A 12192-nucleotide genomic window follows, 5' to 3' on the forward strand; every position below is an offset into this window, starting at 1 on the left:
TGCCGTGGATCACTGGTGCCTCCCGCCCTGTTGTGCGGTGCGCCGCCGCCGTACGGTCAGCGCGCTGCCGAGGGCCAGCAGCAGCGCGGCGAGACCGGCCGCCGCGAGCACGCCGGTGCCGGTGGCGGCCAGCGAGCCGCCGGAGCCGCCGGAGTCCGTGCCGCCCGCGGCGCCGGACGAGCCGCCGGAACCGGAAGAACCGGAAGAACCGCCGGTGGAGCCGCCGCCCGAGGGCGCGATGGGCGCGAGCGCGTGGGTGAGCGTGGTCAGCGGGGTGCCCGCGAGTGCCGGGACGGCCTGGGTGCTGGACCGCAGGTCGGAGTCGCCCGCCGCGGCGGTGATCCGGAAGCCGCCGTCCTTGTTCTGCGTGGTGCGCAGGAACTTCTGCCCGTCGCGCGCCTGTTGGGGCCGGATCTTGTCGGTGGCCAGCAGCGCCTGGACGGCGAGCGCGGTGGAGTTGCTGCTGACGCCCGCCGCGCCCTGGTAACCGCCGCTGGACTGCTGGGCCTTGACGAGATACGTACGCGCCTTGGTGACCGCGTCCGCGTGTCCCGGCACCAGGACGAGCGCCTGGAGCGCGTAGCCGGTGGTGTCCACGTCGGAGGCGCAGTCGGCGCCCGGCGCGTCCAGCGTGGAGGAGAAACCGCCGTCCGCGCACTGGAGTTGGAGCAGCCGGTTCACGGCGGCGGCGGGCGGGGTCTGGCCCGCGCGGGCCAGGGCGAGGACGCCGAGGGACTGGGAGACCGTCGAGTACGCCTGGTCGAAGTCGCCGGGGGCGGTGCAGGAGCCGTCCTCGGCGGCGGCCGTGCAGACGTGGCCGCTGAGCGTGCCGATCAGGTCGAAGCCGCCGAAGTGCCGCGGGTCCTGGCCCATGACCTGGGCGAGCACCGCGAGTTTGGCGGTGGCGCCGCTGTACGGGCCGGGGTAGGCGGAGGTGCCCGCCGGGTCGGCGTAGTCCGCGACGTGTCCCGCGAGGTAGCCGGTGACCTTGGTCAGCGTCGGGTCCTGGCCGCCGGTGGAGGCGAGCGCGAGGGCGAGGTCGGCGGTCAGACCGTAGTCGGGGCCGTAGGTGCTGGCCAGGTGGTCGCTGCCGTCGAGCTGCTCGACCAGGTACGCGGCCCCTTCGGCCGCCGCCTTCTGGTCCGCGAGGTCGCGCAGCAGGGTGCCGAAGGACGTGCCGACCGCGCCGCCGACGGCCTGCGTGGAGGCGCGTACGTCGGACTGCTTCTGGTCGGTGTCGGAGGCGACCCGGAAGCCGCCGTCCGCGTTCTGCTGCGCGGCCAGGAACGCGCGCGCCTTGGCGATCTGCGCGCGGTACCCCGTGCCGCCCAGGGTGAGGCCCTGGACGGCGAGGGCGGCGGAGTTGACGGAGTCACCGGCCGCGCCCCGGAAGCCGCCGTCGCCGAGCTGCTTGCTCGCGATCCAGGCCGCGCCCTTGGCGACCGCCTTGGCCGCGGCGTCGCCGGGCACCAGGTCGAGGGCCATGATCGCCATCGCCGTGCTGTCCACGTCCTGGTCGCCGGCGGCCGGGATCAGGCTCGGCCAGGCGCCGCTGGAGTCCTGGAGGCTCTCCAGGTACGCGACCGGCCCGGCCGCCTTGGCGGTGTCACCCGCGCGCAGTTGGGCGATGACGCCGAGGGACTGGGAGAACACCGAGGTGGCGTAGGCGTAGTTGTTCCTGGCGGCGCAGCCGCCCGAGGTGTCGGCCGCGGCGCAGACGGTGGCGTCGAGCGCGGCGATCAGGTCGTGGCCGCCGAAGGCGCGCGGGTCGTTGCCGGTGACCTCGGCCGCGACGGCCTCCTTGGCGAGCGAGCCGCCCTGCGCGTAGGAGGTACCGATCAGCGTCCAGTCGTCGATGCCGCGGCCGGAGCCGTCCTTGCCGTGCTGGAGGAAGTCGGTGATCCCTGCGAGGGTGTCGTCGGCGCCGCCGGTCGCGGCCAGCGCGAGCACGCCGTCGACGGTCAGGCCGAAGTCGGCGAAGCCGGTGTTCTGGCCCGCGCTGGACTCGTAGTAGTGGCCGTCCACGAGATTGCCGCGGTTGATGAGGTACGCGACGCCCTTGGCCAGGTCGGGGGTTGCCGCGGCCGGGGTGGTCGGTCCGGTCGTGGGCGGGGTCGTCGGCGCGGTCGTGGGCGGGATCGTCGGCGCGGTGGTGGGGGGCGTCGTCGGCGGGCTCGTCGGGGTGTCGCCGTAGGCGAGGCTGCCGAGGTCGCTGGAGGTCACGGCGAGGACGGCGGCGGTCGAGGCGTACAGGTCCGGGTCGGTGCCGCCGGAGCCGTCGGAGGCGAAACCGCCGCCGTCGGTCTGCCGGGCCGCGAGCCAGGAGCGGGCGGCGGCGGCGCGGTCGGTCTGCGCCAGTACGGTCAGCGCCTGGGCCGCGGAGGAGGTCGTACCGGTGTCGCCGGAGGACGCCCCCTCGTACGCGAGGTAACCGCCGTCGGCGGACTGCGTCTTGGTGAGGTACGCCCGCGCCTTGTCCAGCACGTCGCCGGTACCGGGCAGGTACTTGAGGGCGACGACGGCGTCGGCGGTCGAACCGGGGTCGGACGTGCAGCGCTCGCCGGGCGAGAGCATCGAGCCGGAGAATCCGCCGTCGGCGCACTGCATCCCGGTGAGCCGGTCGACGGCGGGCCGCGGCACGGTGGCGCCGCCGCGGGCCAGCGCGAGCAGGGCGCGGGCCTGGGTGCCGGGCGAGAAAGCGCCGTGGAAGTCACCGGCCGCGGTGCAGTTGCCGAGGCTTCCGGCCGCCGCGCAGACGTTGTCCGTCAGGTCCTTGAGCAGGTCGTGGCCGCCGAAGGAGGTGGGGTCACCGCCCAGGATCTCGGTGAGCAGCGCCAGGTTGGCCGCCGCGGCCGGGCTCGGCACGGTGACCGTGGAGTCCGGGAGCAGGTAGTCGTCGGCGTGCGCCGTCAGAAAGGCGTCGATCGCGCGGATCGTGGCGTCGGGGCCGCCGGCCGCCGCGAGTGCGATGGCGGTGTTCGCGGTGGCGCCGAAGTCGGTGCCCCAGCCGTCGAAGACGTGGTCGCCGTCGGTGAGTTGCCTCGTCAGCCAGGTGGCCGCCGCCGCTGTGTCGGCCTGTCCGCCGGGACCGGTCGGGGGCGTGGTCGGCGGCGTCGTGGGCGGGGTGGTCGGCGGCGTGGTGGTGGCGTGGGCGCGGACGGAGTCCGGTGTGAACGAGGGACCGCCGGTGCCGCCGCCGATGTCGGTGGGACCGAACACCCACGCCTCGACCTCGCCGTCCTGCGGGTGGTCGCCGAGCGCGCCGAGCGGGCTGTACGTCCAGGTGTCCTGTCCCGCGGGCGCGATCCAGAACGACCAGTACGCGTTCGCGGGCGGGGTCAGGACGCACGCCTCGTCGGCGGTCGTCGGGTACTGCGTGCCGCTGTCGAAGCCGTCGTTGCCGATCCGGCAGATGAAGCCGGGGCCGTCGTGCACGGTGCCGGTGGTGGTGAATCCGGCGTTGTGCAGCAGATTCATGCCCGTGGTGGGGTGCGCGTCGCAGCCGCGCAGCACCGGGCCGTTCCAGTGCCCGTAGTCCACCGCGACGATCGCCCCCGAGGTGGGTGTGCAGTCGCCGATCGGGTCCGCGCCCGCCGGGGTCGCCACCGAGACCAGTCCGGCCGTGAGGCTGCCGAAGGTCAGCGCCGCCGCGGTGAGCAGGACGACGATGCGCGGCCGTCTGTGACGGCGGCGCGGGACAAGACGAAGCACGGGTGGCCCCCCGGGTCGGCCGACGGGGAGGGCGGGCCGCGGAGGCGAGGCGGCCTGGCGGTTGACGCGGCCGTCCTGTCGTCCGTGCCGTAGTCCTCGACGGCGATCGTGACTTGCTGCTCAGCGCAGGTGATCCGGCTCGCCCGCCTCTCGGAGGGCCTACGGTTGCGGGTCAGCGCCGGACTTGGACCGGCTTCCCCTGGCTGCTGAATCGGAAATACGTTTCATAGCACCACGTCGGCGTGTGCCCCGTCAACGTGGCGGGCAGTTGCCTTCACCACTCCCCCGCGACCCTTACGTCACGCGCGTGCTGCGCTAGCCTCGGCTGGTCGCCGACTGGGGGAATCCGGTGAGAGTCCGGAGCTGACGCGCAACGGTAGGGGCCGCCTTCGCGGTGGTCCGAGCCCGATCACCCGCTCGGAGACGCAGCACGTGCGGAAGCCTGACCACGCGTTCGGGCGGCGACCGCCTCGGCGCGGGCCGGTCGTGAGGACAGCCGTGTGCCGGGGCGCGAGGCGCCCCCTTCCAAGGAGAGTCCTCCACCCATGACCGTTCCTGTGACCGTGCCCTCCCGCACCGCCCGGCGCCGGGCACTCGCCGTCGCCGTACCGCTGGCGGCCGGAGCCCTGCTGTTCACCGCGACCGCGCCCGCGCGGGCGACCTCGACCCCGGCGCAGATCGCCACGTCCAAGGCGAACGGCGTCGCCTATCTGAAGTCGCTTCAGGCCGCCGACGGCTCGTACGCGGGCGGCGGTCTGTCCAACGAGTGGGCGTTCAGCGCCTTCGCCGCCGCGGGCACCGCGGCGGCCGACGTCTCTCCCGGCGGCGACACCACGAAGAACGCCAGGACCGTCTACCGGAATCTGCTGGCCACCGCCGCGTGGCCGTCCGCGTCGCCGGTGGTGACGGACTACGAGCGCGGCGCGCTCAACGCGTACGCGGCGGGCATCGATCCGGCCCGCGTCGGCACCGGCCGCAATCTGATCGCGGACATCGCCTCGTACTGGCAGCCCGCCTCGCCCGGCTACTTCGGGCCGCCCGCCAACTTCAACGGCACCGTCTTCGGGCTGCTGGCGCTGGCCGGGGCGAAGACGCAATCGGGCGGGCAGCGCGTGCCGCAGGCCCTGCTCGACGCGTCGGTGGCGGTCGTGCGCGCCAACGAGCACACCGACGGCGGCTGGAACTACGCGAAGGCGGCGGGCGATCCGACGCAGCTCGGCGCCGCGAGCGACATCGACATGACCGGCGCGACCCTGGCGTCGCTGTGCTCGGCCGGGGTGCCCAACACCGACACGGCCGTCGTCGCGGGCAAGAACTTCCTCAAGGGCAAACTCGTCAACGCCACCGGCGCCTTCACCTCGATGTTCGGCGCGAACACCGACTCCAATGGCTGGGCCGTCTCCGGCCTGAACGCCTGCGGATTCAACGCGCAGGGCACGGACTTCACCACCGCGGCGCGCAAGACGCCGGTCGACTTCCTGCTCGCCCAGCAGTTCAGTCCGGGCGGCGGCTTCCGCTACCTGCCCACCGACACGAGCCCGTCGGCGTACGCCTCGATCGACGCGGTCCGCGCGGTCGCGGGCGGCGGCTTCACCGCCACTCCCCCGGCCCCGGTCACTCCCGGCGCGCCCGCCTGGGCCGCCACCACCGACTTCACCAGCGGCTCCACCAGCAAGCTCGCGCTCATTGTGGACAACGGCGGCGGTTCGCTGAAGGTGTGCTCGGTGCCGGTCGCGGCGACCGGTACGACCACGACGCTCGGTACGGTCCTGGACGCGGCGGCGTCGTCCGCGACACCCGGCGGCTGCGTCACCGCCGTCACGCCCGCCACCGGCACGGGCACGGTCACGGCGCTCAACGGCACCGTCAACTCCGGTACGGCGACGTGGAAGTCGAGCCTGGACGGCTCGGCGCCGATCGCCGCCTCGCGCGGCACGACCGTCCACCTCGGTGACACGGTCTACCTGCGGTACGGGAGCTGACCGGCTCCCGCCAGCGGGCGCGCTTCCGCGGCGGTGACCGGTTCCGCCGGTTCGACGCCGTGGAGCGCGTGGGCCAGGACTTCGGCGCCGCGCACGACGCGGGGTCCCGGCCGGTTGAAGTAGGCGGGTCCGTCCAGGACCCACACGCGCCCGTCGCGGACGGCGGGCAGTTGGGCCCATGAGGGGTGGCCGGTCAGCAGGCCGGCCTCCTTCAGGGTGCGCTCGGGCGGGAAGCCGCACGGCAGCAGCATGACCGCTTCCGGCGCGGCTTCCCGCAGCGCGGTCCACTCCATGGGCGCGGTGTGCTCGCCCGGTCGCGCGAGCAGGGGTTCGCCGCCCGCGCAGCGGATCTGTTCCGGGACCCAGTGCCCGGCGGGCCACAGCGGGTCCAGCCATTCGATGGCGGCCACCCGCGGCCGGGGGCGGCCCGCCACCCGCTCCCTTACCGCCGCCAGCCGCTCCTCCAGCTCCGCCGTCCTGCGGGCCGCGGCCTCGGGAACGCCCAGCACGTCACCGACCTGGCGCACGCAGGCGAGTACGTCGGGCAGGGTCTTCGGCTCCAGGCTGATCACGCGCGGTCCTTCGCCGTCCAGCACGCGTACGGAGTCGGTGACCGCGCCGTAGGAGACGGCGCAGACCTGGCAGAGGTCCTGGGTGAGGACCACGTCGGGCGCCAACTCGGCGAGCAGCGCGGTGTCCAGGGTGTAGAGGGACGAGCCCCGGTGCGCGGCGCCGCCGACGGCCTGCGAGATCTCCCGGCTGCTGAGCGCGTCCGGGTCGAATTCCGCGCCGGTCACCACCGGTACGTCGGCGACCACCTCCGGCGGCCAGTCGCACTCATGGGTACGGCCCACGAGGGCGTCGCCGAGGCCGAGTTCGACGACGATGTCGGTCGCGGCGGGGAGCAGGGAGACGATGCGCATACGGGGAACGGTAGCCGGGGGGCGGGCGGGGGCTCGCGCGGCCGAGGGGAAGCGGAGGACAGGGACAAGGCCGGGTGCCACGGGTTGATCGTGGCACCCGGCCTTGGTTCAGGGGGATTCAGCGGGGTTCAGGGTCTGCGGCGAGAGGCGGTCAGCCCCATGGCCCGTGTCCGGCGGAGCCGACGGTCAGCGGTCCGATCGACAGGCTCGGCCGCCCGCTGGTGCCGTGCACCGCGCCTGCCGGGACCCGGACCGTCACCTCGCCGTTGCCGCGCGGGGTGACGGTGAACGTCCAGGTCGTGCCCGCCGCGCCGACGCCGTTGGCGGTGAGGCCGGTGACGGTGCCGTTGGACACCCGCAGGTCGGCGGCGGTCAGGCCGGTGACCTGCTGGTCGAGGGTGAGCGTCACCGGGATGGGCTTCCCGCGTGTCGCGCTCACCGCCGTGGTGGCCAGCGAGCCGGTGGGCGTGTCGCCGACCCGGTACGCGCCGCCGCACACGCCCGTCAGCAGCGGGTCAGCGGTCACGGCCCGGCTGCCCGAGGTGCTGAGCACATGGCAGCCGACGCCGACGCGCACCGCGAGCCCGCCGTCGTCCTGCCGGATCGCGGTCCGCGCACGGCCGTCCACGTACACCGTCGTGCCCCGGTATCCGTCGGTGACCGGCACGCTCACCGTGGCGACGGAGTTGCCCGGCACCGACACGCCGAGGTCGGTACGGTCGCCCACGCGGTGGAAGGACGCGCCGACCGTGCCCTTGACGGTCGGTGTCGTCACCGAGCCGTACGTCTGGTCGCCCGGCTGCGGACGCACGGTGAAGGTGTCGTAGCCCGGCGTGGACGGCGCGATGCCGTACATGTCGCGCGGGATGACGTACGAGGGGGCGGTGGCCCACGGGTGCGACCACGTCATGTTGCTCTTCTCGGCCGGGTCCCACGCCTCGCCGGTGGCGCCCGCGCCCAGGTCGATCATGTGCAGCCAACCGTTGGTGCCGTGCGAGGTGAGCAGGTCGAGCGCTTCCTGCGCGTGGCCCGCGTTGTACAGCCCCTGGAGCAGGAAGCCCGAGCAGTAGACGCTGCACGCCATGCCGCGCGAGGTGAGGTACGACGCGACCGCGTCGTACTGCTGCCGGCTCGCGGGGACGCCGAAGGCGGCGGGGAACGCGGTCGCCTGGACCGCGAAGTGCCCGGTCGGCTTCATGTCGGCGCTGAGCCCGTCGTCGTACGCGCCCTTGCCTGCGTTGTAGAACGCCGAGTTGAGGGTGGTGCGCAGCCGGTCGGCGATCACAGTGAAGTTCGCCGCGTCGGCGCTCTTGCCGAGGGAGGCGGCCAGGACCGCCATCTGCGAGAAGTTGCTGTACGAAAGGGCGCCCAGGATGGTGTTCTTCGCGGCGAAGACATAGCCGTCACGGCTGCCCTCCGGCCAGTCCACGATGGCGTCCGACTGGTCGATGGTGCCGAGCGCCGCGTTGTAGTCCTTGCTGAGCAGCTTGGGCACGAGCGCGTCGTACATCCGCTTGACCTGGTCGGTGGAGCCGGTCTGCCGCCAGTTGTCGTAGACGGACGTGATCACGTAGAGCGGCCATTCCTGCGGCCAGGTGCGGTGGTTGGCGAAGTAGTCCATCGAGTAGACGCCGAGTGTCGGGTCGTCGCTGAGGTAGAGACTCGCCAACTGGTGGATGTAGTTGTCGGATTCGTAGGGTCCGCGCTCGCGGGTCCAGGAGTCGACGTAGAAGTTCTGGTTGGTGGTCTCCACGGTGTTCTTGGCGAGCTGCCAGACCGAGACGAGGTCGGGGTCGGACGAGGTGAGCTGGGCGCCGCTCTCGTCGAACGGGTAGACCATGGCGAGGGCCTGGAGATTGTCGGCCGTGACGGGGACGGGCGAGTTGAGGACGTCGAGGTAGCGGAAGACGCGCATGCCCCAGGTGTCGACGCTCTGGGTGCCGCCGCGCAGGGTGACGACGTCCTGGTACTCGTTGCCCGCGCGCAGCTTGTAGCGCACGGTCGTCGGGTCGGACAGTTCCTCGCCGTAGCGGAGGGTGACCTTGCGTCCCGCCGTGCCGGGCAGCGTGAGGTGGACGCCGCCCTGCCAGGTCTGGCCGAAGTCGACGAGGTAGTTCCCGCTGCCCTTGTCGGTGATCTTCACGGGCCGCCTGAGCTGTTCCCGGACCTTGCCGAACGGGGTCGGCCGCAGGTCGGCGAACGCGGTCTTCGCGGTGGCGGCGGGCCACGCGGAGTCGTCGTACCCGAAGCGGCCGAAGCCGTCCGGGTAGCGGCTCATCGTGATGTCCTCCTGCGGCATGTTCCAGTAGCTGGTCCCGGTGGACTTCGCGGACGGCCAGATGTCCGCCCCTGACATGCTCCTCCAGCCGGGTCCTGTGCCGACCGTGCTCGTGCTGCCGTCGGTGTAGCGGATCACCAGATACGCCTGGAAACGCTGGTCCTTGGTGGTGTACGCGACCGCCGACAGCGCGTGCTCGCCGCCGGACCGCAGCGCGGCCGTCACGTCGAAGCCGTCGTAGCGGGTCTCCTTGTCCAGCGCCTCGGTCGGGCCGAGACCCACGAACCGGCCGTCGAGATACAGCTTGTAGACGTACTGCTTGGCCGCGTCGAAGGAGGAGCCGGTCGCGAAGACAGTGGCCCAGGCGACCTGCTTGGTCCGCTTCCCGCTCTTGTCGAGCGTGAAGTCGTGGCGCAGCAGCGCCCAGTCGTTGGTGGCGTGGGAGCTGAGGCAGTCCGTGCTGGTGCCCACGGCGAGCGCGCCGTTCTGCACGGTGCCGCACGGGAAGGGCGCGCCGGTCGCGCCGAAGTCGTTGGCGTAGAGGGTTTTTCCGCTGTCGGCCGCCGCCAGGCTGGTGACGGTGACGTCGTCCGCGGTGCCCGTCTCGGTGCCGCCGGTACGGAATCCGATGCCGCCCTCGGCGAAGGCGGTGTCGGTCCTGGTGTCGACGACCTTGCCGTCGAGGAAGGTGGTGAGCGTCGAGCCGACCGCCTCGACGCGGACGTCGTGCGTGGTGCCGACGGCGAGCGTGGTGTTCAGCGGTACGGGCGTGCCCGCGCGGAAAGTGCCGTTGGTCTCGACGTGCGGGACAAGGGTGTTGGGGTTGCTGGTGTCCGACGCCCTGAACTGCCACATGTAGCCGTTGCGGACGTCGGGCGAGCGGAACCTCACCCCGAGCGCGACCTTGGTCACGGTCAGCTTCACGTCGAGGCGGTAGTCGGTCCAGGTGTCGACGGCGGGCGGCGCGGACCAGATCGGCGCGCTCGTGCCCCAGGTGGCGCCGGGTCCGGTGCCGAAGGTCGCGGGGGCCGACCACGCGGTGGCCCTGCCGCGCTCGTCCCAGACCCGCACCGACCAGGAGTAGCGCTCGGCCGTGCGCAGGGCGGCGCCGCCGTACGGGATCGCGGTCGCGGCGGCCGAGGCGACCTTCGCGCTGTCCCACACGACCCGGCCGCGGCCCGACTCGCCCTCGGTGACGCGTAGTTCGTAGCCGGTCTGGCGGCCGACCCCGGACTGCCAGCCGAAGCCGACGGTGCCGGCGGGATCGACGTCCACGGGAGCGGACAGCGATCCGACCGTCAGGTGGGAGGGCGCGCCGCTGTTCCCCACGCCTGCCTGCTGCCCCGGGCCCGGCGCGCCCGGCGGCGCGGCGCTCGCGGGTCCGGCCAGCGGCTGGACCAGGACCAGGGCCGCGAGGGCCGAGGCCGTGGCCAAGAGGGACACCAGTCTTCGACGCATCGTCACAGTCCGTCCACGGAAGGGGATTGAATCGTTTCACTTCATCTGCTAGTGACGTTACGGACGCGTGAACGGGTGTGTCAAGACTCCTGACGCCGGGGGCCGGTGGGCGTATACGCCGGTCAAGGAGTCGGGGCGCGCGGGCTCGCGGGCGGGGCGCGGGGAATCGATTCAGTGGGGGTCGGATGGCCGTCGACGTCGAGGGGAGGGCCGCCCGGCGGCCTTCTTCGGCTCGGGTGGCCGTCGAAACCGCCGGGCGGCCCCGCCTTTGGCGCGCCTTCGGCTGTGTTCGTTCACGATCGAGTCGGTGCGCTGCCGGGCTCGGGCTTCGCCCGCTCGGTCGGGGTGCGGTGAGGCGGGGTCAGCGCAGCCCGCCCGCTCGGGGTGCGGTGAGGCGGGGTCAGCGCTCCCAGGGCCAGGACGCGGAGCGGCCCACGCGCCCCGAACGTGCCGACTGATTTAGACGTCGTTTCCTTTGGTGCTGGTTGTCGTTGAGCAGTGCATGACGGATCTGGTGGAACGGTTGGTGCCGGAGGACCTGTGGGTGCTGTTTCGGCGGGTGGTGCCTCCCACCGAGGTCAACCGTCATCAGGTTGGAGGCCGACGGCGGGCAGGTGACCGGGAGGCGCTGGCGGCGATCATCTTCGTGGCAACATCGGGCTGCACCTGGCGGCAGCTTCCGCCGGTCTTCGGCCCGGCCTGGCCTACGGTCTACCGGCGTTTCGCCCAGTGGAGCAAAGCGCGGGTCTGGGCCAGACTCCACCGCGTCATCCTTGAGGAACTGGGCGCTTGCGGTGAGCTGGACTGGTCCAGGTGCGCAGTCGAATCCGTCAGCGTCAGAGCCGCGAAAGGGGGTCTCTGACGGGACCGAATCCGACCGGCCGTGGCAAGAATGGATCGAAGATCCACCTTGTCACCGATCGCAACGGACTGCCCCTCTCCCTCGGAATCTCCGCCGCCAACCTCCACGACAGCCAGGGCCTGATACCGCTCGTGCGCGGCATCCGCCACCGCATTGCCCGCAGGGGCATCGAGTCTTCACAACGCCTGGGGCGGCACCGCTGGGTGGTTGAGCGGACCGATTCCTGGCTGGCCGGCTGCCGCCGGCTCCACTACCGCTACGAACGCACAGCCAAGCACTTCCTCGCCTTCACTGCCATAGCCGCCGCCCTGATCTGCCACCGCCGACTCGCCCGAAGCGCGTAAATTCGCTGGTCAGACGTATTCCGGGGCAGGCAGGATGCCCTCATGGACCAGCTCGCCACAGTCGCCTGGCAGTACGTCGTGCGTTTGATCTTCCCGGAGGACTTGCCGATGGCGGCGGCCCACCTGCTGGCTGACGGATACGACTCTCCCTCGCTGCGTGAACTGGCGGGCCTTTCCCGACGGGCGGAGACAGCAGAGATCGACGAACTCTTCGACCGGGCGATGGCGGAGCTCGGAGTCCGGATCCCCGATGGCGAGACCGCTGAGCGCTGTCTCCTGCACCACATGGCGACACGGCTATGCGCCGGTGCAGTATCGCCGAGGGTCGCAGCGGCTCGAATCTGGCAGGGGCTCGCGTCGCAGACAAAGGCCGAGCGTGAATTCGTCCAGGCCGTGGGCGAGGAGTACTACCTCGACTACCTGTCTCCTGAAGGTCTCCGAGCCTGGGAGAACGCCGTACTCCTCACAGCACAGACCCTGGCCCAGGCAGCGTTTCCAGTCGCAGAGTGACCGAAGCCCCCAAGACGCCTGTCGCCAAATCGGCTCACACAGCCATAAGAAACGACGTCTAAGCCGCGCGGGCCGCACCGGCCGCGGCTCGCGGGTCGGTAAACCCGTACGCCCGTGAACCCGT

Annotated in this window: 5 protein-coding genes, 1 pseudogene and 2 riboswitches; of the genes and pseudogenes, 3 read left to right on the forward strand and 3 right to left on the reverse strand. The window is 72.3% G+C overall.

Translation table 11 applies throughout. From position 1 onward, the window contains the following. Window positions 1-9: 9 nt before the first annotated feature. Window positions 10-3711 carry a prenyltransferase/squalene oxidase repeat-containing protein gene (locus tag ACIP4Z_RS16295; RefSeq protein WP_401308523.1) on the reverse strand — a complete coding sequence of 1234 codons (3702 nt, stop codon included), beginning with the start codon at window positions 3709-3711 and terminating at the stop codon, window positions 10-12. A gap of 106 nt (window positions 3712-3817) precedes the next feature. Beyond that, window positions 3818-3951, reverse strand: a riboswitch (cobalamin riboswitch). Between the two features lie 50 nt (window positions 3952-4001). Next, a riboswitch (cobalamin riboswitch) is annotated at window positions 4002-4147 on the forward strand. 109 nt (window positions 4148-4256) lie between these two features. Here ACIP4Z_RS16295 and ACIP4Z_RS16300 point away from each other — a divergent pair. Further along, window positions 4257-5693: a hypothetical protein gene (locus ACIP4Z_RS16300; protein ID WP_401308526.1), complete on the forward strand. Its 1437-nt coding sequence runs from the start codon at window positions 4257-4259 to the stop codon at window positions 5691-5693. Here ACIP4Z_RS16300 and ACIP4Z_RS16305 read toward each other — a convergent pair. Both ACIP4Z_RS16305 and ACIP4Z_RS16310 read right to left on the reverse strand, forming a co-directional pair. Beyond that, the gene (locus ACIP4Z_RS16305; RefSeq protein ID WP_401308529.1) at window positions 5672-6616 is read right to left on the reverse strand and encodes a cobalamin-binding protein; all 945 of its coding nucleotides are present in this window, start codon (window positions 6614-6616) and stop codon (window positions 5672-5674) included. The two genes, ACIP4Z_RS16300 and ACIP4Z_RS16305, sit on opposite strands and share 22 nt — an antisense overlap. Window positions 6617-6767: 151 nt before the next feature. Continuing rightward, window positions 6768-10328, reverse strand: a complete 3561-nt coding sequence (locus ACIP4Z_RS16310; protein ID WP_401308532.1) for a family 78 glycoside hydrolase catalytic domain — start codon at window positions 10326-10328, stop codon at window positions 6768-6770. A 526-nt stretch (window positions 10329-10854) separates the two neighbouring features. On the opposite strand from ACIP4Z_RS16310, the pseudogene ACIP4Z_RS16315 reads away from it, so the two are divergent. Both ACIP4Z_RS16315 and ACIP4Z_RS16320 read left to right on the forward strand, forming a co-directional pair. Then, a pseudogene (locus ACIP4Z_RS16315) lies at window positions 10855-11558 on the forward strand (IS5 family transposase). Window positions 11559-11600: 42 nt separating this feature from the next. Next, the gene (locus tag ACIP4Z_RS16320) at window positions 11601-12068 is read left to right on the forward strand and encodes a hypothetical protein (RefSeq protein WP_401308535.1); all 468 of its coding nucleotides are present in this window, start codon (window positions 11601-11603) and stop codon (window positions 12066-12068) included. Window positions 12069-12192: the final 124 nt, after the last annotated feature.

The sequence above is a fragment of the Streptomyces sp. NPDC088910 genome, from assembly GCF_044749865.1.
In the GTDB taxonomy this organism is placed as follows: Bacteria; Actinomycetota; Actinomycetes; order Streptomycetales; family Streptomycetaceae; genus Actinacidiphila.